Here is a 20,859-nt window from a genome sequence, read left to right as displayed (position 1 = left end):
GCTTCTGGTAAAGCGCCTTTGTAGGAGCCTTCCCATATGCGTGACAGCTGAAACAACAACGGCCTTCCGAAGAAGGCCGTTGTGGATGAAGGTTAGACGACGGGCGTCTAACGCATCAAACGCTGTAGTACAGGTCGTATTCCAGCGGGTGGACGAAGGTGCGGACCTTGATCTCTTCTTCGGACTTCAGCTCGATGTAGGCATCGATGAAGTCGTCGGAGAACACGCCGCCCTTGGTCAGGAACGCACGGCCCTTGTCCAGCTCTTCCAGGGCTTCTTTCAAGCTGCCGCAGACCTGTGGAATTTCCTTGGCCTCTTCGGGCGGCAGGTCGTACAGGTTCTTGTCGGCGGCATCGCCTGGGTGGATCTTGTTCTGGATGCCGTCCAGGCCGGCCATCAGCAGCGCGGCGAAGCACAGGTACGGGTTGGCTGCCGGGTCCGGGAAGCGCGCCTCGATACGGCGGGCTTTGGGGCTCGACACGTACGGGATGCGGATCGAAGCGGAACGGTTGCGTGCCGAGTAGGCCAGCATCACCGGCGCTTCGAAGCCTGGCACCAGACGCTTGTAGGAGTTGGTGGCCGGGTTGGTGAAGCCGTTCAGCGCCTTACCGTGCTTGATGATGCCGCCGATGAAGTACAGGGCGATGTCGGACAGGCCGGCATAGCCTTCGCCGGAGAAGGTGTTCTTGCCTTCCTTGGAGATAGACATGTGCACGTGCATGCCCGAGCCGTTGTCGCCGTACAGCGGTTTAGGCATGAAGGTGGCGGTCTTGCCATAGGCATCGGCCACGTTGTGCACACAGTATTTCAGGGTCTGGACTTCGTCGGCCTTGGTGACCAGGGTGTTGAACTTCACACCGATTTCGTTCTGACCGGCAGTGGCCACTTCGTGGTGGTGCACTTCGATGACCAGGCCCATCTCTTCCATGGCGTTGCACATGGCGGTACGGATTTCGTGGTCGTGGTCGCACGGCGGAACCGGGAAGTAGCCGCCTTTGACGGCAGGGCGGTGGCCCTTGTTGCCGCCTTCGACGTCCTGGTCGGTCATCCACGAGCCTTGCTCGGAGTAGATCTTGAACATCGAGCCGGAGATGTCCGACTTGAATTTGACCTGGTCGAAGATGAAGAACTCGGGCTCCGGGCCGACGAACACGGTGTCGCCGATGCCGGTGGTCTTGAGGTATTCCTCGGCGCGCTTGGCGATGGCGCGTGGGTCGCGGTCGTAGCCCTGCATGGTGGACGGCTCGATCACGTCGCAGACCAGGATCAGGGTCGGCTCTTCGGTGAACGGGTCCAGCACGGCGGAGGTATCGTCCGGCAGCAGGATCATGTCGGAGGCTTCGATGCCTTTCCAGCCTTCGATGGAGGAGCCGTCGAACATCTTGCCGGCTTCGAAGAAGTCGTCTTCCAGCGCGTCGCGAGCCGGCATGGTGACGTGGTGCTGTTTGCCTTTGGTGTCCGTGAAACGCAGATCAATCCACTTGACGTCATGATCTTTGATGAGTTGAACCGACTTCGACATGCTGTCCTCCGGAGGGTCTGGAACGCGGTTGGCCGCGACCTGGAAAAGGGTGTTGCCGGGCACGGATAGTCGGCCAAGCTTACCTGCCTCACAAGGGAGCAATTTGCATGCCAGTGCCCGAAAATGGCGAGGGCGGGATAGAAGGCGGCGGATTGGGGCATTTAGAAATGCATAAACAGTGAATAACGCACCTATTCGATACACAAAGTGCGCCTTGCGCACCAATAAAGTGCACCTGTAGGAGCGGCCGGCCGGTGCTCTGGTTCAGCCGCGATGGGCCGCAACGTGGCCCGAAGTCGGGTAGTCCATGGATTTTCTGTCGTAAGGGGGCGTAGGCGTTGGGGGCCGCTGCGCGGCCCATCGCGACTGAAGTCGCTCCTACAGAGTGCTCATCGCATGGGAGCCTCCTGTCATACGGAAGCAGATCTTGTGCAAAAAATGCTCAAACATCCGTGCATTTCCGATATAATCCGCGCCCCTCATTTTTCGGTGAGCCCATCGCGCGCTGTGACCATGAAACTGATCGTCAAAGTCTTCCCAGAAATCACCATCAAGAGCCGGCCGGTGCGCATGCGCTTCATCCGCCAGCTCGCGAAGAACATCCGTGCCGTGCTCAAGGACTTGGATCCCGAGCTGGTGGTGGAGGGTGTCTGGGACAATCTCGAAGTGGTCACCCGCCTCGAGGACGAGAAGGTCCTGCGTGAAATGATCGAGCGCCTGAGCTGCACGCCGGGCATCGCCCATTGCCTGCGCATCGAGGAATACCCGCTGGGCGACTTCGACGACATCGTCGCCAAGTGCCGGGCGCATTTCGGCCATCTGCTGGCCGGCAAGCGCTTCGCCGTGCGCTGCAAGCGCGGCGGCCACCACGACTTCAGCTCCATGGACGTCGACCGCTACGTCGGCAGCCAGCTGCGCCAACAGTGCGGCGCCGCCGGCATCGACCTGAAGAACCCCGAAGTGCTGGTGCGCATCGAAATCCGCAACCAGCGCCTGTACATCATCCATGGCCAGCACCAGGGCATGGGCGGCTACCCGCTGGGCGCCCTGGAGCAGACCCTGGTGCTGATGTCCGGCGGCTTCGACTCCACCGTCGCGGCCTACCAGATGATGCGCCGCGGCCTGGTCACGCATTTCTGCTTCTTCAACCTCGGCGGCCGCGCCCACGAACTGGGCGTGATGGAAGTTGCGCATTTCCTGTGGAAGAAGTACGGCAGCAGCCAGCGCGTGCTGTTCATCAGCGTGCCGTTCGAAGAAGTGGTCGGGGAGATCCTCGGCAAGGTCGACGACCGTTACATGGGCGTGACCTTGAAGCGCATGATGTTGCGCGCTTCGAGCCGCATCGCCGACCGCCTGGAAATCGACGCGCTGGTCACCGGCGAGGCGATCTCCCAGGTCTCCAGCCAGACCTTGCCCAACCTCTCGGTGATCGACCAGGCCACCGACAAGCTGGTGCTGCGCCCTCTGCTGGCCAGCCACAAGCAGGACATCATCGACACCGCCTACCAGATCGGCACCGCCGAGTTCGCGCGGCACATGCCCGAGTACTGCGGCGTTATCTCGGTGAACCCGACCACCCGCGCCAAACCGGACCGGGTCGTGCACGAAGAACAGCATTTCGACATGGCCGTGCTCGACAACGCCCTGGAGCGGGCCCGCTTCATATCGATCGACAACGTGATCGACGAACTGGGCAAGGACATCGAGATCGAGGAAGTGGCCCAGGTGCTGCCGGGCCAGATCGTCATCGACATCCGCCACCCCGACGCCCTGGAAGACCAGCCGCTGGAAATCGACGGCATCGAGGTGCAGGCCCTGCCGTTCTACGCAATCAACAGTCGCTTCAAGCAGCTCGACGAGACCCGTCAGTACCTGCTCTATTGCGACAAGGGTGTGATGAGCCGTTTGCACGCACACCACCTGCTCAGTGAGGGACATGCCAATGTGCGTGTTTATCGTCCGGCATAAGACTCCAGGGCTGTATGGCGGCAGCATCCGCCATCGCCCTCCCGACCAACGGGCCCACTGAGTCATATCGCTTCATATTTGGCCGCTAAGCTGGCGGCAACCGAATCCTCTGCTCGAGATGCTTTTGTGATCGAAAATCTGCGTAACATCGCCATCATTGCCCACGTCGACCATGGTAAGACCACCCTGGTAGACAAACTCCTGCGTCAGTCCGGCACCCTGGAGCGCGGCGAGCTCAACGACGAGCGCGTCATGGACTCCAACGACCAGGAAAAAGAGCGCGGCATCACCATTCTGGCGAAGAACACCGCCATCAACTGGAACGGCTACCACATCAACATCGTCGACACCCCCGGCCACGCCGACTTCGGTGGCGAGGTGGAGCGTGTGATGTCGATGGTCGACTCCGTGCTGCTGCTGGTCGACGCGCAAGACGGCCCCATGCCGCAAACCCGCTTCGTGACCAAGAAGGCCTTCGAAGCCGGCCTCAAGCCGATCGTGGTGATCAACAAGGTCGACCGTCCGGGCGCGCGTCCTGACTGGGTGCTGGACCAGATCTTCGACCTGTTCGACAACCTCGGCGCCACCGACGAGCAACTGGACTTCCAGGTCGTCTACGCCTCGGCCCTGAACGGCATCGCCGGTCTGGACCACACCGCCATGGCCGAAGACATGACCCCGCTGTACCAAGCGGTCATCGACCACGTGCCAGCCCCGGCGGTCGACCGTGACGGCCCGTTCCAGATGCAGATCTCCGCACTGGACTACAACAGCTTCCTCGGCGTCATCGGCGTCGGCCGCATCGCCCGCGGTCGCATCAAGCCGAACACCCCGGTCGTTGCCATCGATGCCGACGGCAAGAAGCGCAACGGCCGTATCCTCAAGCTGATGGGCCACCACGGTCTGCACCGCGTGGACGTCGAAGAAGCCCAAGCCGGCGATATCGTCTGCATCAGCGGTTTCGACGAGCTGTTCATCTCCGACACCCTGTGCGACCCGACCGCCGTCGAAGCGATGAAGCCGCTGACCGTCGACGAGCCGACCGTTTCCATGACCTTCCAGGTCAACGATTCGCCATTCTGCGGTAAGGAAGGCAAGTTCGTCACCAGCCGCAACATCAAAGACCGTCTGGACAAGGAACTGCTCTACAACGTGGCCCTGCGCGTTGAAGAAACCGATTCCCCAGACAAGTTCAAGGTCTCGGGCCGTGGCGAGCTGCACCTGTCGGTACTGATCGAAACCATGCGTCGCGAAGGCTTCGAGCTGGCCCTGGGCCGTCCGGAAGTGATCATCCGCGAAGTGAACGGCGTGAAGCAGGAACCGTTCGAGAACGTCACCATCGACATCCCTGAGGAAGCCCAGGGCAAGGTCATGGAAGAGATGGGCCTGCGTAAAGGCGACCTGACCAACATGGTCCCGGATGGCAAGGGCCGTGTGCGCCTGGAATACAACATCCCGGCTCGCGGTCTGATCGGTTTCCGTAACCAGTTCCTGACCCTGACCAACGGTGCAGGCATCCTGACCTCGATCTTCGATCGCTACGACAACGTCAAGTCCGGCCACATGTCCGGTCGCCTCAACGGCGTTCTGGTCTCGGTCGAGACCGGCAAGGCGCTGACCTACTCGCTGGAAACCCTGCAAGCGCGCGGCAAGCTGTTCGTCGAGCACGGCCAGGAAATCTACGGTGGCCAGATCATCGGTCAGAACAGCCGCGACAACGACCTGGGCGTCAACCCGACCAAGGGCAAGAAGCTCGACAACATGCGTGCTTCGGGTAAAGACGAAGTCATCGCCCTGGTGCCGCCGGTTCGCTTCACCCTGGAACAGGCCCTGGAGTACATCCAGGAAGACGAGCTGTGCGAAGTCACGCCGAAGTCGATCCGCCTGCGCAAGAAGCTGCTGGACGAAGGCGAGCGTACCCGCGCTGCCAAGAAAGCCAAGAACTGAGTTAGTTCTGGCTGAATGAAAACGCCCCCGGTCGAAAGGCCGGGGGCGTTTTTGTTTGTCTGGGTTTTTGTTGCTCGCCTCAGGCGACGCGGCGACGATCGTATCTGCCCGTCCTCAGCGCACCTGCGCTTTGGGCTTATACGCACAGTACCCCGGCCGCGGCCCGACCCGCGGGTGGTTGCGGCAGGTATCCGGGCGCTTGTCGTAGATGGTGCACAGGCGGCTCTTGCGATCCAGGTACAGGCAGTCGTCGTTGCTCATGCGGGTGAGGGTGAAGATGCCGGACTTCTGGTTGAAGCGCTCGACGATGCCATCTTTCTGCAAACGTTTGGCGATAGCCTTGGGCGGCTCGCTCTTCTCGAACTCGTCGACCACGCCGATGCGCACCAGGTCGTTGATCTTCACTTCCACGGGCAGGGTGCAGCAGGTCGAGTGGCAGCCACCGCACATGTGGCTGGTGTAGCGCTGCCAGGTTTCCAGGCGATCGACTTCGGCGGCGGCAATCAGGGTGCTTTTCATTGGCTCAGGGCGTACAGGTAGGCGGATCGGGGTCCAGGGCGCGCGATCATACCGGAGTTGCTCAAAATGTGAACAACCTTTCGCCCGAATGGCCTCAGGCCGGCAACCCGGACGAACCGTCGGCGGCGCTCTGGGTCGAAGCGTCTAGTCTCATCACTCTTCCTTTCTCGAAGCCTCCGTCAATCTTTCCGAGGATGTCGTATGCCCCAGGAACCCCAGGACCGTACAACACGTGACGCCGAGGTGGCCGATTTTCGCGCCGCCGTACTGGACAAGTTGACCTACTCGGTCGGCAAGGACCCCGAACACGCCGGTGAGCACGACTGGTTCGAAGCTGTCGCGCTGGCGGCCCGCGACCACATGGTCGAGCACTGGATGGACCACACCCGGCGTGCCTACCGGCGCAACCAGAAGCGGGTGTACTACCTCTCCCTGGAATTCCTCATCGGCCGGCTGCTGTACGACAGCCTGAGCAACCTCGGCCTGCTCGACATCGCCCGCGAGGCCATGGTCGGTCTGGACGTGGACCTGGAGCGCATCCGCCTGCTCGAACCCGACGCGGCGCTGGGCAACGGCGGCCTGGGCCGGCTGGCGGCCTGCTTCATGGAAAGCATGTCGACGCTGGGCATCGCCGCCCACGGTTACGGTATCCGCTATGAACACGGCCTGTTCCGCCAGGCCATCGTCGACGGCTGGCAGCAGGAGCAGACCGAAAACTGGCTGGACTTCGGCAACCCTTGGGAGTTCGAGCGGCCCGAGGTGATCTACCCGATCAGCTTCGGTGGCGGTGTCGAGACCCTGACCGACGACAAAGGCGAGCAGCGCCAGGTCTGGACACCCGGCGAAACCGTGCGCGCCGTGGCCTACGACACGCCCGTGGTGGGCTGGCGCGGGTCGAGCGTCAACACCTTGCGCCTGTGGCGTGCCCGCGCTCTGGAAGAGCTGCACCTGGAGCGCTTCAACGCCGGCGACCACCTGGGCGCCGTAGCCGAAGTGGCCCGCGCCGAAAGCATCTCGCGCGTGCTGTACCCGGCCGACAGCACCGAGGCTGGCCAGGAGTTGCGCCTGCGCCAGGAATACTTCTTCGTCTGCGCCTCTTTGCAGGATCTGCTGCGCCGGCATCTGAACATGCACGACAGCCTGCTCAACCTGCACGATTGCGCAGCGATCCAGCTCAACGACACGCACCCGTCCATCGCCGTGGCCGAGCTGATGCGCCTGCTGGTCGACCAGCACGAAATCCCGTGGGACAAAGCCTGGGAGATCACCGTCGGCACCCTGGCCTACACCAACCACACCCTGCTGCCCGAGGCCCTGGAAACCTGGCCGGTGGCGCTGATGGAGCGCATGCTGCCGCGGCACATGCAGATCATCTACCTGATCAACGCCCACCACATCGACTCGCTGCGCGCCCAAGGGCAGCACGATTTCGACGTACTGCGTGCGGTGTCGCTGATCGAAGAAGACAACGGCCGGCGCGTGCGCATGGGCAATCTGGCGTTCCTCGGCTCGCACAGCGTCAACGGCGTATCGGCGCTGCACAGCCAGCTGATGAAGAGCACGGTGTTCGCGCAACTGCACAAGCTCTACCCGGACCGTATCAACAACAAGACCAATGGCATCACCTTCCGCCGCTGGCTGTACCAGGCCAACCCACAGCTCACCGAGATGCTGGTCGATACGCTGGGCCCGGAGCTGTTGGACGATCCGCAAACGCACCTGCCCAAGCTCGCGCAAAAGGCCGACGACCAGGCCTTCCGCGCCCGCTTCGCCGCCCAGCGCCTGCACAGCAAGAAAGCCCTGGCCAGCATCATCCAGGAGCGGGTCGGCGTCACCGTCAGCCCCGAAGCGCTGTTCGATGTGCAGGTCAAGCGCATCCATGAGTACAAGCGCCAACTGCTCAACCTGCTGCACACCGTGGCGCTGTACCAGGCCATGCGCGCCGAGCCGAGCGGCGACTGGGCGCCGCGGGTGAAGATCTTCTCCGGCAAGGCTGCGGCCAGCTACCACCAGGCCAAGCTGATCATCAAGCTGACCAACGACATCGCTCGGGTGGTGAACAACGACCCGACCGTGCGCGGCCTGCTGAAGGTGGTGTTTCTGCCCAATTACAACGTCAGCCTGGCCGAGAGCATCATCCCGGCGGCGGACTTGTCCGAGCAGATCTCCACGGCTGGCTACGAGGCCTCGGGCACCAGCAACATGAAGTTCGGCCTCAACGGCGCGCTGACCATCGGCACTCTGGACGGCGCCAACGTCGAGATGTGCGAGCACGTCGGCGCGCAAAACATGTTCATCTTCGGCCTCACCGCGCAACAGGTGCAGGCGCGCAAGCGCGACAACGACTTCGGCGCCGGCGCCGCTCTCAGCGCTTCGCACCGGCTCAACGACGTGTTCCAGGCGATCCGCAGCGGCGTGTTCTCGCCCGACGATCCGTCGCGCTATGCAGGCTTCATGGACGCGCTGGTCGACTACGACCGTTTCCTGGTGTGCGCCGACTTCGACGCCTACTGGGACGCCCAGCGCCGCGTCGACGCGCTGTGGAACACGCCCGAGCAGTGGTGGCGCATGGCGGTGCTCAACACCGCGCACATGGGCTGGTTCTCGTCCGACCGCACCATCGGCGAATACGCCAGCGAAATCTGGAAGGCGTTGGACTGAACCGTTTCACCTCCGCAGTCCCGTGCTGCGGGGGTGGATGAACTCCCTCCGCGAAGCGCCGTCTGATCGCCCAGGCGCGTCGCTTTGCTCGCTAGCGTGCCGCTCTCCCTGTAAACTGCGGGGGTTTTTCTCCCCCAATCCCGTCGGAGCCATACATGTCTCGCGTTACCCTGAGTCGCTATTTGATTGAGCAGACCCGCAGCAACAACACTCCTGCCGATCTGCGCTTCCTGATCGAAGTGGTGGCGCGTGCGTGCAAGGAAATCAGCCACCATGTCTCCAAGGGCGCCTTGGGCGGTGTGCTGGGCAGCATGGGCACCGAAAACGTGCAGGGCGAGGTGCAGAAGAAGCTCGATGTCATCTCCAACGACATCCTGCTCGAAGCCAACGAATGGGGCGGCCACCTGGCCGGTATGGCGTCCGAGGAAATGGACAACGCCTACCAGATCCCGGGCCGTTATCCCAAAGGCGCCTACCTGCTGGTCTTCGACCCGCTCGACGGCTCCTCGAACATCGACGTGAACGTTTCGGTCGGCACCATCTTCTCGGTGCTGCGCTGCCCGAACGAATACCTCAGCCAGAACGAAACCCTCAACGAAAACGCCTTCCTCCAGCCGGGCACCGAGCAGGTGGCCGCCGGTTACGCCATCTACGGCCCGCAGACCATGCTGGTGCTGACCCTGGGCAACGGCGTCAAGGGCTTCACCCTGGACCGTGAGCTGGGCAGTTTCGTGCTCACCCACGAAGACATCAAGGTGCCGGAAACCACTGCCGAGTTCGCCATCAACATGTCCAACCAGCGCCACTGGGAAGCCCCGGTCACGCGCTACGTGGGCGAGCTGCTGGCCGGCGAGACCGGCCCGTTGAAGAAGAACTACAACATGCGCTGGATCGCCTCCATGGTGGCCGACGTGCACCGCATCCTGACCCGTGGCGGCCTGTTCATGTACCCGCGCGACTCGCGCGAGCCGAGCAAGCCCGGCAAGCTGCGCCTGATGTACGAAGCCAACCCGATGTCGTTCATCATCGAGCAGGCCGGCGGCGCGTCCACCAACGGTTACGAACGCATCCTCGACATCAAGCCCGAGAGCCTGCACCAGCGGGTTTCGGTCATCCTCGGCTCGAAGCAAGAGGTCGAGCGCGTCACGGCCTACCACAAGGAATAAGTCATGCTCGCACCTTGGCAGCCGTTGCTGGAATGGTGGTTCGGTTGGGGCACCACGGCCCAGGCCGTGGCGGATGAGAAAAGCCTGCTGTGGTTCGGCAAGCAGCACGACGAAGAAGCCGGCGCGCTGTTCGGGCCGCTGATGGAGCAGGCGCTCGAAGGCGGTCTGGACGAATGGCAGCAGAGCCCGCAAGGCTGGCTGGGTTTGATCCTGCTGCTCGACCAGTTGCCACGCATGCTGTACCGCGACACCGCTCGCGCCTTCGACGGTGACCGGCGTGCCCAGGTGGTGGCGATGCAGGGTCTGCAAAAGCAGCTCGACTATCAATTGCTGCCCATCCAGCGGGTGTTCGTGCTGTTGGTGCTGCAGCATGCCGAGGTGCTCGATTGGCAGAACCTCAGTGTCGAGCGCTACCAGACCCTGCTCGACGAACAGCCCGAAGCCAATCGCAAGCTGTTCGAAGGGTTTCTCGATTACGCCCAGCAGCATCAACGGGTGATCGAGCGGTTCGGACGTTTCCCGCACCGCAACCTGCAACTCGACCGGCCCAGCACCGACGAGGAAATGGATTTCCTGCTCGAGCCAGGTTCGCGCTTCTAGGCTCTGTCTGAAAAGTTCTGAGACGAAGGCCAGGCAAGGCCGAAGGCGGCCCCGCCAAGGTGGCCCCGCGAAAACCGGCGAGGAACGGCCGGGGTCGCGTCCGACTGTACTGGAGGACATGAGCATTCCGACGGGGCCGGCCTTCCGGCCGGTTTTCAACGCAGCATGGACGAGTATCAGGACTTTTCAGGCAGAGCCTAAGGTTCCACGCAGCCAAGCGTCATCCAGGCCAGGCCGCATCATCCGATGCGGCCTGGCCTTTTGATTTGCGCATTCTGGCCATGGCGACCGGTGGCATTTGCGGTTCGCTCGGCGGTCAGGGAACCGGATCGACTTTTCGCCCTCCAAGCACTCCGCAGGTTTCCAACCTGAGCCCTTGTCCAGGAGTTGCCCCGTCATGTCGTTTCGTCGTTTCGCCTTGCTGACCCTCTGCGTGGTCCTGACCGCCTGCAGCAAGATCAACCAGGAAAACTATGCCCGCCTCCAGGCCGGCATGAGCAAGGCCGAGGTCGAGCAGTTGCTGGGCACGCCTACCGAATGCTCGGGTGCCTTGGGCATGTCCAGTTGCACCTGGGGCGACGAAAGAAGCTTCATCAGCGTGCAGTACGCCGCCGACAAGGTCGTGATGTATGCGGGGCAGGGCCTCAAATGAGGGCGTTCGCAGCGCTGATGGCTGCCTGTTGCCTGGCCCTGCTCGGCGGCTGCGCCAGCCCGGCCAGCGACCCGCTCGCGCCCAAGACGGCGGGCAATGTCAGCCTCAAGCGTTACCAGGGCACCTGGTACGAGCTGGCACGTCTGCCCATGGCTCACCAGGACGCCTGCGCCCAGTCCGAGGCGCACTACAACCTCAAGCCCGACGGCAGCTTCGACGTGCTCAACCGGTGCCGCACCCTGGGCGACGAGTGGCTGCGCGCGCAAGGTCATGCCAGCGTGCAGGCCAGCGGCCACACCGACAAGCTGTGGGTCGAGTTCGACAACAGCCTGAGTCGCCTGCTGCCGGGCATGACCCGGGCCGACTACTGGATTCTCTACGTCGACGAACGCTACCGCACGGCCATCGTCGGCAGCCCCGACCGCAAGCACCTGTGGATTCTGTCGCGCGCCCAGCATCTGTCGGCCTGGGAGCGCGAGAGCCTGCTGGCCAAGGCGCGCCAGCAGGGTTACGACACCACTCGCCTGATCTGGCGCATGCCCGACCGCAACATCGCCAAGATGCATTGATCGGCACCGGGTGCCGTCTGCAATGGACGGCACCGCCGTATGCCGTGGCACGCCTGCCAGGCGCGGCCCGAGGTCTGTCGCAGCGCGGTCTTCGTCGAGACCGCTGCGCGGTGCAGCGTATGATCCCCAAAGCCGCGATTCGGGTTTATGATTGCCGCCGGTCGACCCACGCGGTGTACGAAATATCGCCATACTCGGCCATACTGCGTGAAGCGGCGAACCGACCCCAGGTCGGCAAGAAGCGTCGCAAGGCATCGCCCCGTCGCTGACGGCGCCACCCATTCATCTCGTTCGGCCCTGGCACAGACAGGCTCGTACCCAGCCCAATCCTCACACGGAGTGCGCAATGCAGACCCTGTACCCGCAGATCAAACCCTACGCCAGGCACGATCTGGCCGTGGATGCGCCGCATGTGCTGTACGTCGATGAAAGCGGCTCGTCCGAAGGCTTGCCGGTGTTGTTCATCCACGGCGGGCCGGGGTCGGGTTGCGATGCCCAGAGCCGCTGCTACTTCGACCCCAACCTGTACCGCATCGTCACCTTCGACCAGCGCGGCTGCGGGCGCTCCACGCCGCACGCCAGCATCGAGAACAACACCACCTGGGATCTGGTCGCCGACATGGAGCGCATCCGCGAGCACCTGGGCATCGACAAGTGGGTGCTGTTCGGCGGCTCCTGGGGTTCGACCCTGGCCCTGGCCTATGCCCAGACCCACCCCGAACGTGTGCTCGGGCTGATCCTGCGCGGCATCTTCCTGTGCCGCCCGCAGGAGATCCAGTGGTTCTACCAGGCCGGTGCCAGCCGCCTGTTCCCCGACTACTGGCAGGACTACGTGGCGCCGATCCCGGCCGAGGAACGCACCGACCTGGTCAAGGCCTTCCACAAGCGCCTGACCGGCAGCGACCAGATCGCCCAGATGCACGCGGCCAAAGCCTGGTCGACCTGGGAAGGACGCACTGCCACCCTGCGGCCCAACCCGCTGGTGGTCGACCGCTTCGCCGAACCGCAGCGGGCGCTGTCGATCGCGCGCATCGAATGCCACTACTTCATGCACGACGCCTTCCTCGAACCCGACCAGCTGATTCGCGACATGCACAAGATCGCCCACCTGCCGGCGGTGATCGTGCATGGTCGCTACGACGTGATCTGCCCGCTGGACAACGCCTGGGCCTTGCACCAGGCCTGGCCGGACAGCGAACTGAAGGTCATCCGCGACGCCGGCCATGCCGCGTCCGAACCCGGCATCACCGACGCCCTGGTGCGCGCCGCCGACCAGATGGCCCGGCGCCTGCTCGACCTGCCCCTGGAAGAAGCATGAAGGGCCTGCTGCAACGAGTGCGTTCGGCCCGCGTCGAAGTGGCGGGGGAGGTGGTCGGTGCCATCGACCAGGGCTTGCTGGTGCTGGTGGCGGTGGAGCCGCACGACACTCGCGAGCATGCCGACAAACTGCTGCACAAGCTGCTCAACTACCGGGTGTTCAGCGATGCCCAGGGCAAGATGAACCAATCGCTCAAGGAGGTGGCCGGCGGCCTGCTGCTGGTCTCGCAGTTCACCCTGGCCGCCGACACCCGCAGCGGTCTGCGCCCGAGCTTCTCCAGCGCCGCGCCGCCGGCCTTGGGTGCGGAGCTGTTCGACTACCTGATGCAGCAGGCGCGGGGTGGACACGAAGACGTGGCGACCGGGCGATTCGGTGCCGACATGCAGGTCCATCTGGTCAACGATGGCCCGGTAACATTCATGTTACAAATCTGATCGGAAAAAACCCCTCGTTTCTAGGAAAACACGGGGTTTCCTACGATAAATAGTTCTGCTGGCCTGATGCGTTGTAACGCGGCCTGCTAGATAATCGCGCGCTGTAAGAATCCGCGTCCGCGGGTTCGTTTGACTTTGACTCGAGTGCTGTCTGGAATCCGTCTGGGGAATCATTGCGCCCTTACGGGGTCCGAACAGTGCTCGCCAACCCGGCAATTGTCGCTGGCCGTTGGTTTCATGATCTGTTTTCGGCGAGGGTTGCTCGTGATCGTAAGTCCCTGTGGTTCACCCAGAATTTCCAGCAAACGGTTGCGCCAGGTCGTCATGGCCGGTGCCGCTTTGGTCGGCCTGATGAGTGCCGGTCAGCTGTGGGCCTTCAACCTGGACGACGTAGCGTCCAAAGCCAAGGACCTGGCCGGTCAGAAGTACGAAGCACCGAAGAGCAATCTGCCTGCGGTGTTCCGCGACATGAAGTTCGCTGACTACCAGAAGATCCGCTTCCTTCAGGAAAAAGCCGAGTGGAGCGCGGACAAGACCCCCTTCAAGCTGTCGTTCTACCACCAGGGCATGCACTTCGACACGCCGGTGAAAATCAACGAAGTCACTGCCAGCAAGGTCGAGGAAATCAAGTACGACCCGAGCCGCTTCGACTTCGGTGACGTGCAGCACGATGCCAAGAGCACGGAAAACCTCGGCTACGCCGGTTTCCGCGTGCTGTACCCGATCAACCAGGCCGACAAGCAGGACGAAATCATGACCCTGCTCGGCGCCAGCTACTTCCGCGTGGTCGGCAAGGGCCAGGCGTATGGTCTGTCGGCCCGTGGCCTGGCCATCGACACCGCGCTGCCGTCGGGCGAAGAGTTCCCGCGCTTCACCGAGTTCTGGGTCGAGAAGCCCAAGCCGACCGACAAGCACCTGGTGATCTACGCGCTGCTCGATTCGCCGCGCTCCACCGGCGCCTACAAGCTGACCCTGCGTCCGGGCACCGACACCGTGGTGGACGTCAAGTCCCGCGTGTTCCTGCGTGACCAGGTCACCCGCCTGGGCATCGCGCCACTGACCAGCATGTACCTGTTCGGCCCCAACCAGCCGTCCAAAGTGCTCAACTACCGTCCGGCCCTGCACGATTCCGAGGGCTTGGCGATCCATGGCGGCAACGGCGAATGGCTGTGGCGCCCGCTGAACAATCCCAAGCACCTGGCCGTCAGCAACTTCAGCGTGGAAAACCCGCGCGGCTTCGGTCTGATGCAGCGTCACCGCGACTTCAAGGACTACGAAGATCTCGACGACAACTACCACAAGCGTCCGAGCACCTGGATCGAACCGGTAGGCGATTGGGGCAAGGGCACCGTCGACCTGGTGGAGATTCCTACCGCCGACGAAACTAACGACAACATCGTCGCTTACTGGAGCCCGGAAAAGCGTCCGGAGCCCGGTACCTCGATCGACCACGACTACCGCCTGCACTTCACCATGGAAGAGCCCAAGTTCCAGGCTCCGGACCTGGGCTGGGTCGAGCAGACCATGCGTTCGACCGGCGACGTCAAACAGTCGAACCTGATCCGCCAACCCGATGGCAGCGTCGCGTTCCTGGTCGATTTCGCCGGTCCCGCCTTGGCCGCCCTGCCCGAAGACAGCGGTGTGCGCAGCCAGGTCAGCGTCGGCGACAACGCCGAAGTGGCCGAGAACAACCTGCGCTACAACCCTGAAACCAAGGGCTGGCGCCTCACGCTGCGCCTGAAGGTCAAAGACCCGAACAAGTCCACCGAAATGCGCGCGGCGCTGGTGCGCGACGTACCGGTCGAAGCGCCCAAGCCGGCCAAGGAAACCAAGCCAGCCAAAGCCACCGGCAAGCACGCCAAGGCCGCCGAGCAACACGCGGCCGCCGAACAGCCTGCCGCCGATGCTGCCGCTAGCCAAGAAACACCGGCCACCACCGAGAAGGTGCTGACCGAGACCTGGACCTATCAGTTGCCTGCCGATGAGTAACCCGAACGCTACACCGGTCCCGCTGAGCGAGTACCTGGCGCACCTGCCACTGAACGATGAGCAGCGGGCGGAACTCGCCAGCTGCACCTCCTTCAGTGAGCTGCACCAGCGCCTCGCCGCGCAGCCCCTGGCCGAACCTGGCGAAGCCGCCCAGGCCTCGGTCGCGGCGCGCCTGACGGCGGGCAGCGCCGCCGAGCTGGAGGACGCCGAAATGCTCGGCGTCGACGCCAGCGGCCGCTTGAGCCTGAAGATCGCCCCGCCGATCCAGCGTACCCGGGTACTGCCCGAGCCCTGGCGCACCAATATTCTGGTGCGCATCTGGCGGCGCATGACCGGCCGCACCAACGCCCCGCAGCCGCCCAAACGCGAGCTGCCGGTGGCGCGCTGGCGCACCGTCGGTTCGATCCGCCGCTACATTCTGCTGGCGCTGATGATCGGCCAGACGCTGGTCGCCGGCTGGTACATGAAAGGCATCCTGCCGTACCAGGGCTGGTCGTTCGTCGACCTCGACGAGATCACTTCGCAGCCGATCTGGGACACCATCGTCCAGGTCTGGCCCTATGCCTTGCAGACTTCCATCCTGATCCTCTTCGGCATCCTCTTCTGCTGGGTGTCGGCGGGTTTCTGGACCGCCCTGATGGGTTTTCTGGAACTGCTCACCGGACGCGACAAGTACAAGATCTCCGGCAGCAGCGCCGGCAACGAGCCGATCGACGCCCAAGCGCGCACCGCGATCGTCATGCCGATCTGCAACGAAGACGTGCCGCGGGTCTTCGCCGGTCTGCGCGCGACCTTCGAATCGGTGGCCGCCACCGGCAACCTCGACCGCTTCGACTTCTTCGTGCTCAGCGACACCAACGACACCGACATCGCCGTGGCCGAACAGAAGGCCTGGCTGGAGGTGTGCCGCGAGGCCAAAGGCTTCGGGCACATCTTCTATCGGCGCCGGCGCCGTCGGGTCAAACGCAAGAGCGGCAACCTCGACGACTTCTGCCGTCGCTGGGGCGGTGCCTACAAGTACATGGTGGTGCTCGACGCCGACAGCGTGATGAGCGGCGACTGCCTGACCAGCCTGGTACGCCTGATGGAGGCCAATCCGGACGCCGGTATCATCCAGTCGGCGCCGCGTGCCTCGGGCATGGACACGCTGTATGCGCGCATGCAGCAGTTCGCCACCCGCGTCTACGGCCCGCTGTTCACCGCCGGCCTGCACTTCTGGCAGTTGGGCGAATCGCACTATTGGGGGCACAACGCGATCATCCGCATGCAGCCCTTCATCGAGCACTGCGCCCTGGCGCCGTTGCCGGGCAAGGGCGCCTTCGCCGGTGCGATCCTGTCCCACGACTTCGTCGAAGCCGCGCTGATGCGTCGCGCCGGCTGGGGCGTGTGGATCGCCTATGACCTGCCGGGCAGCTATGAAGAACTGCCGCCGAACCTGCTCGACGAACTCAAGCGCGACCGGCGTTGGTGCCACGGCAACCTCATGAACTTCCGCCTGTTCCTGGTCAAGGGCATGCACCCGGTGCACCGTGCGGTGTTCCTCACCGGCGTGATGTCCTACCTGTCGGCGCCGTTGTGGTTCTTCTTCCTGGTGCTGTCCACCGCCTTGCTGGCGACCAACACCCTGATGGAACCGCAATACTTCCTCGAACCGTTCCAGCTCTATCCGCTGTGGCCGCAATGGCACCCGGAGAAAGCCATCGCGTTGTTCTCCACCACCGTGGTGCTGCTGTTCCTGCCCAAGCTGCTCAGCGTCATTCTGATCTGGGCCAAGGGCTCAGTGGGCTTCGGCGGGCGGATCAAGGTCACCCTGTCGATGCTGCTGGAGATGTTGTTCTCCATGCTCCTGGCGCCGGTGCGGATGATCTTCCACACGCGCTTCGTACTGGCCGCGTTCCTCGGCTGGGCTGCGACCTGGAACTCGCCGCAGCGTGACGACGACTCCACCCCGTGGAGCGAAGCGATACGTCGTCACGGCCCGCAGACCTTGCTGGGCTTCGCCTGGGCCGGGCTGGTGGCCTGGCTGAACCCGAGCTTCCTGTGGTGGCTGGCGCCGATCGTCGGTTCCCTGGTGCTGTCGATCCCGGTGTCGGTGATTTCCAGCCGCACCAACCTGGGTCTGAAGGCCAAGGACGAGAAGCTGTTCCTGATCCCCGAGGAATACGCAACGCCCGCCGAACTGCTGGCCACCGACCAGTACGCCCACGAGAACCGTTGGCACGCGCTGCGTGACGGCTTCGTGCGCGCCGTGGTCGATCCACGCCAGAATGCTCTGGCCTGCGCCATGGGCACGGCGCGTCACGGGCAGTCGGCCGCCATCGAGCAGTTGCGCGGCGAGCGCATCGCCAAGGCGCTGGAAGTGGGGCCGAAAGGCATCGATCTGGCGACCCGCCTGGCCTTGCTCAGCGACCCGGTCGCCCTGTCGCGCCTGCACGAGCGTGTCTGGGCCGAACAGAACGCAGGCTGGATCGAAGCCTGGCGCAGCTCGGTCGCCAGCGACCCGCACGCGCTACCGCCACAAGCGCAAGCCGGCCTGGTCGGCGCCTGATCCACGGCGGTCCTGTCTGACGCCTGGGGCCTGCACATGCAGGCCCCAGGCGTTTTCACGTGCGGGCTGGAGCGAGTGGCCGCCCGTTGCGGCCAGACCCGAGCGCCGGCCGGCGCGGGTCTTGCAGTGACTTGCAGGGCCGCCATGCGTTAGCATCGCTGTCCGTCGCGCCGCGCGGGTTTACGGCCGCGCCAACAATAAGACTCGCTTCTTTTCTCGCTGGGGAACCTGGTAATGATCAAGCACTATCTTTCGCGCCTGCTCGTGGGCGTCACGGCGCTGGCCGCAGTGGCCTGTGCGCAGGCTGGCGCCATCGACGACGCCGTCAAGCGCGGCACGCTGCGGGTGGGCATGGACCCGACCTACATGCCGTTCGAGATGACCAACAAGCGCGGCGAAATCATCGGCTTCGAAGTCGACATCCTCAAGGCCATGGCCAAGTCCATGGGCGTCAAACTGGAAACCGTCTCCACCGCCTACGATGGCATCATTCCGGCGCTGATCACCGGCAAGTTCGACATGATCGGCAGCGGCATGACCCTGACCCAGGAACGCAACCTGCGCCTGAACTTCAGCGAACCCTTCATCGTGGTGGGTCAGACCCTGCTGATCCGCGAGGAGCTGCAAGGCGAGATCAAGTCCTACAAAGACCTCAACAGCGACAAGTACCGTCTGACGTCCAAGCTCGGCACCACTGGCGAAATGATCGCCAAGAAGCTGATCGGCAAGGCCCAGTACCACGGTTACGACAACGAACAGGAAGCGGTCATGGACGTGGTCAACGGCAAGGCCGACGCCTTCGTCTACGACGCGCCGTACAACGTGGTCGCGGTGGAAAAGGCCGGTGCCGGCAAGCTGCTGTTCCTCGAAGAACCCTTCACCTTCGAACCGCTGGCCTTCGGCCTGAAGAAGGGCGACTACGACAGCATCAACTTCATCAACAACTTCCTGCACCAGATCAAGCACGACGGCACCTACGATCGGATCCACGACAAGTGGTTCAAGAACAAGGACTGGCTGAAAGAAATGGAATAAGCGCCGCGCGCTGGCGGCAGGCAATCTGCGGCGTGCTGCCATCGGAGGCGAACTGCCCTGCGTTGGTGCGCGTCGCTCGCCGCTGAACCGCCGAGCCCCGCTCGGCGTCTCGTTTTTTGGAGCACCTTTTTGATCAAACATAAAAAAGCCCAGTGGCCTTGGCATGGGCTCACTGCGCTCGTGCTGGTGGGCCTGGCGATCAGCCTGTACCTGGCTACTTCGATGATGTCCTACGAATGGCGCTGGAACCGGGTGCCGCAGTATTTCGCCTACCAGGCCGAAGAAACCCAACGCGCCACAGGCTTTGGCACCGTGCAGGACATCGCCGTATCCGGCAGCCAGGCCACCCTCACGGTGAAGACCGAGGACGGCGACGTACAACATGTGCAGGTGCAGGCCGACAGCGTGCTGCTCAGCCGCGGCGACGACGTGGCCGAGGGCGACGCCTTGGGCGTGACCCGGCACTGGGCGGCCGGCCCCTTGGCCTGGGGCTTGTGGACCACCCTGTGGCTGTCGGTGGTGTCCGGCGCGTTCGGCCTGGTGATCGGCCTGTTCGCCGGGCTGTGCCGCCTGTCGAACAACCCGACCCTGCGCGACCTGTCGACGGTGTACGTCGAGCTGGTGCGCGGCACGCCGCTGCTGGTGCAGATCTTCATCTTCTATTTCTTCATCGGCACGGTGCTGAACCTGTCCCGCGAGTTCGCCGGCGTCGCCGCGCTGGCGCTGTTCACCGGCGCCTACGTGGCCGAGATCGTGCGTGCCGGCGTGCAGTCGATCGCCCGCGGGCAGAACGAGGCAGCGCGCTCGCTGGGCCTCAACGCCAGCCAGTCGATGCGCCACGTGATCCTGCCGCAGGCCTTCAAGCGCGTGTTGCCACCGCTGGCCGGGCAGTTCATCAGCCTGGTCAAGGACACTTCCCTGGTGTCGGTGATCGCCATCACCGAGCTGACCAAGAGTGGGCGTGAGGCCATCACCACCTCGTTCTCGACCTTCGAGATCTGGTTCTGCGTGGCCGCGCTGTACCTGCTGATCAACCTGCCGCTGTCGCACCTGGCCAGCCGGCTCGAGCGGAGGCTTGCGCAAAGTGATTGAAGTCCGTGACCTGCTGAAAGTGTTCGATACCCGCGGCCAGGTGGTGCGCGCGGTCGACAACGTCACCACCCAGGTGAGCAAGGGCGAAGTGGTGGTGGTACTGGGCCCGTCGGGCTCGGGCAAGTCGACCTTCCTGCGCTGCCTCAACGGCCTGGAGAGTTTCGACGCCGGCCACGTGGCCATCAACGGCGTGCAGCTCGACGACCCGAAGACCGACATCAACGCCTACCGCCGCGAGGTGGGCATGGTGTTCCAGCACTTCAACCTGTTCCCGCACATGACCGTGCTGGAAAACCTCTGCCTGGCGCAGAAGGTGGTGCGCAAGCGCAGCAAGGTCGAGCGCGAGGACCGTGCCCGCGCCTTGCTGCTCAAGGTCGGCATCAGCGAGAAGGCCAACGAATACCCCTCGCGCCTTTCGGGCGGCCAGCAGCAGCGGGTGGCCATCGCCCGCGCCCTGGCCATGGACCCGAAGGTGATGCTGTTCGACGAACCCACCTCCGCGCTCGACCCGGAGATGGTCGGCGAAGTGCTGGACGTGATGAAGACCTTGGCCCTGGAGGGCATGACCATGGTCTGCGTGACCCACGAGATGGGCTTCGCCCGCGAAGTGGCCGACCGCGTGCTGTTCTTCGACCATGGCCGCCTGTTGGAAGACGCCGCGCCCAGCGCCTTCTTCGACGCCCCGCAGGACCCGCGCGCGCAGAGCTTCCTGCGTCAAGTGCTGTGAGCGGCCCGAGCGCCGGCCCTGGCCGGTCGGCGCTCACAAGTAGGCCTGCACGCCATCGCTCATCGTCGATGCTGCTATGCGTTCGGCGCCGACGCTAAGCCCGCCAAGCCCG

At 63.8% G+C, this 20,859-nt stretch carries 16 protein-coding genes; 14 read left to right on the top strand and 2 right to left on the bottom strand.

Features of this window, described 5'->3' with window-relative positions:
• Window positions 1–115: 115 nt before the first annotated feature.
• Window positions 116–1,522, bottom strand: a complete 1,407-nt coding sequence (glnA, locus tag AA0Z93_RS05330) for a glutamate--ammonia ligase (protein ID WP_313741275.1) — start codon at window positions 1,520–1,522, stop codon at window positions 116–118.
• A 513-nt stretch (window positions 1,523–2,035) separates the two neighbouring features.
• On the opposite strand from glnA, the gene thiI reads away from it, so the two are divergent.
• Both thiI and typA read left to right on the top strand, forming a co-directional pair.
• Window positions 2,036–3,490, top strand: coding sequence for a tRNA uracil 4-sulfurtransferase ThiI (thiI, locus tag AA0Z93_RS05325; RefSeq protein WP_413046074.1), 1,455 nt, complete (start codon window positions 2,036–2,038; stop codon window positions 3,488–3,490).
• 126 nt (window positions 3,491–3,616) lie between these two features.
• Window positions 3,617–5,437, top strand: coding sequence for a translational GTPase TypA (gene typA / locus AA0Z93_RS05320; RefSeq protein WP_413046075.1), 1,821 nt, complete (start codon window positions 3,617–3,619; stop codon window positions 5,435–5,437).
• A 114-nt stretch (window positions 5,438–5,551) separates the two neighbouring features.
• On the opposite strand, the gene AA0Z93_RS05315 is transcribed toward typA, so the two are convergent.
• Entirely contained in the window at window positions 5,552–5,956 is a 405-nt protein-coding gene (locus AA0Z93_RS05315; protein WP_296266282.1) for a YkgJ family cysteine cluster protein, read from the bottom strand.
• 201 nt (window positions 5,957–6,157) lie between these two features.
• Between AA0Z93_RS05315 and AA0Z93_RS05310 the strand changes: the two genes are divergently transcribed.
• From AA0Z93_RS05310 to AA0Z93_RS05255, 12 genes are all read left to right on the top strand, one after another.
• A complete protein-coding gene (locus tag AA0Z93_RS05310; protein ID WP_413046076.1) occupies window positions 6,158–8,617 on the top strand; it encodes a glycogen/starch/alpha-glucan phosphorylase in 2,460 nt (819 codons plus the stop codon).
• A gap of 155 nt (window positions 8,618–8,772) precedes the next feature.
• Window positions 8,773–9,783: a class 1 fructose-bisphosphatase gene (locus AA0Z93_RS05305; RefSeq protein ID WP_296266279.1), complete on the top strand. Its 1,011-nt coding sequence runs from the start codon at window positions 8,773–8,775 to the stop codon at window positions 9,781–9,783.
• A 3-nt stretch (window positions 9,784–9,786) separates the two neighbouring features.
• Entirely contained in the window at window positions 9,787–10,383 is a 597-nt protein-coding gene (locus tag AA0Z93_RS05300; RefSeq protein WP_296266277.1) for a DUF924 family protein, read from the top strand.
• A gap of 397 nt (window positions 10,384–10,780) precedes the next feature.
• Window positions 10,781–11,035: an outer membrane protein assembly factor BamE gene (bamE, locus tag AA0Z93_RS05295; protein WP_413046077.1), complete on the top strand. Its 255-nt coding sequence runs from the start codon at window positions 10,781–10,783 to the stop codon at window positions 11,033–11,035.
• Window positions 11,032–11,604 (top strand): lipocalin family protein, encoded by a 573-nt coding sequence (locus AA0Z93_RS05290; protein WP_413046078.1) that lies wholly within the window; start codon window positions 11,032–11,034, stop codon window positions 11,602–11,604. Before bamE ends, AA0Z93_RS05290 begins: the two co-directional genes overlap by 4 nt.
• Before the next feature lie 346 nt (window positions 11,605–11,950).
• A complete protein-coding gene (pip, locus tag AA0Z93_RS05285) occupies window positions 11,951–12,922 on the top strand; it encodes a prolyl aminopeptidase (protein ID WP_413046079.1) in 972 nt (323 codons plus the stop codon).
• Window positions 12,919–13,356 carry a D-aminoacyl-tRNA deacylase gene (gene dtd / locus AA0Z93_RS05280; protein WP_413046080.1) on the top strand — a complete coding sequence of 146 codons (438 nt, stop codon included), beginning with the start codon at window positions 12,919–12,921 and terminating at the stop codon, window positions 13,354–13,356. Before pip ends, dtd begins: the two co-directional genes overlap by 4 nt.
• A 264-nt stretch (window positions 13,357–13,620) precedes the next feature.
• Entirely contained in the window at window positions 13,621–15,345 is a 1,725-nt protein-coding gene (locus tag AA0Z93_RS05275) for a glucan biosynthesis protein G (RefSeq protein WP_413046081.1), read from the top strand.
• Window positions 15,338–17,893 carry a glucans biosynthesis glucosyltransferase MdoH gene (mdoH, locus tag AA0Z93_RS05270; RefSeq protein ID WP_413046082.1) on the top strand — a complete coding sequence of 852 codons (2,556 nt, stop codon included), beginning with the start codon at window positions 15,338–15,340 and terminating at the stop codon, window positions 17,891–17,893. The genes AA0Z93_RS05275 and mdoH overlap by 8 nt, the downstream gene beginning before the upstream one ends.
• Window positions 17,894–18,130: 237 nt before the next feature.
• Window positions 18,131–18,928, top strand: a complete 798-nt coding sequence (locus tag AA0Z93_RS05265) for a transporter substrate-binding domain-containing protein (RefSeq protein ID WP_413048344.1) — start codon at window positions 18,131–18,133, stop codon at window positions 18,926–18,928.
• Window positions 18,929–19,057: 129 nt separating this feature from the next.
• Window positions 19,058–20,020, top strand: a complete 963-nt coding sequence (locus AA0Z93_RS05260) for an amino acid ABC transporter permease (RefSeq protein WP_413046083.1) — start codon at window positions 19,058–19,060, stop codon at window positions 20,018–20,020.
• Window positions 20,013–20,747 (top strand): amino acid ABC transporter ATP-binding protein, encoded by a 735-nt coding sequence (locus AA0Z93_RS05255; protein ID WP_413046084.1) that lies wholly within the window; start codon window positions 20,013–20,015, stop codon window positions 20,745–20,747. Before AA0Z93_RS05260 ends, AA0Z93_RS05255 begins: the two co-directional genes overlap by 8 nt.
• The last annotated feature ends 112 nt before the right edge of the window (window positions 20,748–20,859 follow it).

The sequence above is a fragment of the Pseudomonas phoenicis genome (genome assembly GCF_047302395.1).
Taxonomy (GTDB): domain Bacteria; phylum Pseudomonadota; class Gammaproteobacteria; order Pseudomonadales; family Pseudomonadaceae; genus Aquipseudomonas.
Note: the sequence above shows the minus strand (reverse complement) of the source record. Positions and strands in the feature narration are given on the sequence as shown.

Excerpts from the sequence above, each read along its gene's own strand:
- glnA (WP_313741275.1), bottom strand. The coding sequence starts at position 1,522 with ATGTCGAAGTCGGTTCAACTCATCAAAGATCATGACGTCAAGTGGATT.
- thiI (WP_413046074.1), top strand. The coding sequence starts at position 2,036 with ATGAAACTGATCGTCAAAGTCTTCCCAGAAATCACCATCAAGAGCCGG.
- AA0Z93_RS05315 (WP_296266282.1), bottom strand. The coding sequence starts at position 5,956 with ATGAAAAGCACCCTGATTGCCGCCGCCGAAGTCGATCGCCTGGAAACC.
- AA0Z93_RS05310 (WP_413046076.1), top strand. The coding sequence starts at position 6,158 with ATGCCCCAGGAACCCCAGGACCGTACAACACGTGACGCCGAGGTGGCC.
- AA0Z93_RS05305 (WP_296266279.1), top strand. The coding sequence starts at position 8,773 with ATGTCTCGCGTTACCCTGAGTCGCTATTTGATTGAGCAGACCCGCAGC.
- AA0Z93_RS05300 (WP_296266277.1), top strand. The coding sequence starts at position 9,787 with ATGCTCGCACCTTGGCAGCCGTTGCTGGAATGGTGGTTCGGTTGGGGC.
- bamE (WP_413046077.1), top strand. The coding sequence starts at position 10,781 with ATGTCGTTTCGTCGTTTCGCCTTGCTGACCCTCTGCGTGGTCCTGACC.
- AA0Z93_RS05290 (WP_413046078.1), top strand. The coding sequence starts at position 11,032 with ATGAGGGCGTTCGCAGCGCTGATGGCTGCCTGTTGCCTGGCCCTGCTC.
- pip (WP_413046079.1), top strand. The coding sequence starts at position 11,951 with ATGCAGACCCTGTACCCGCAGATCAAACCCTACGCCAGGCACGATCTG.
- dtd (WP_413046080.1), top strand. The coding sequence starts at position 12,919 with ATGAAGGGCCTGCTGCAACGAGTGCGTTCGGCCCGCGTCGAAGTGGCG.
- mdoH (WP_413046082.1), top strand. The coding sequence starts at position 15,338 with ATGAGTAACCCGAACGCTACACCGGTCCCGCTGAGCGAGTACCTGGCG.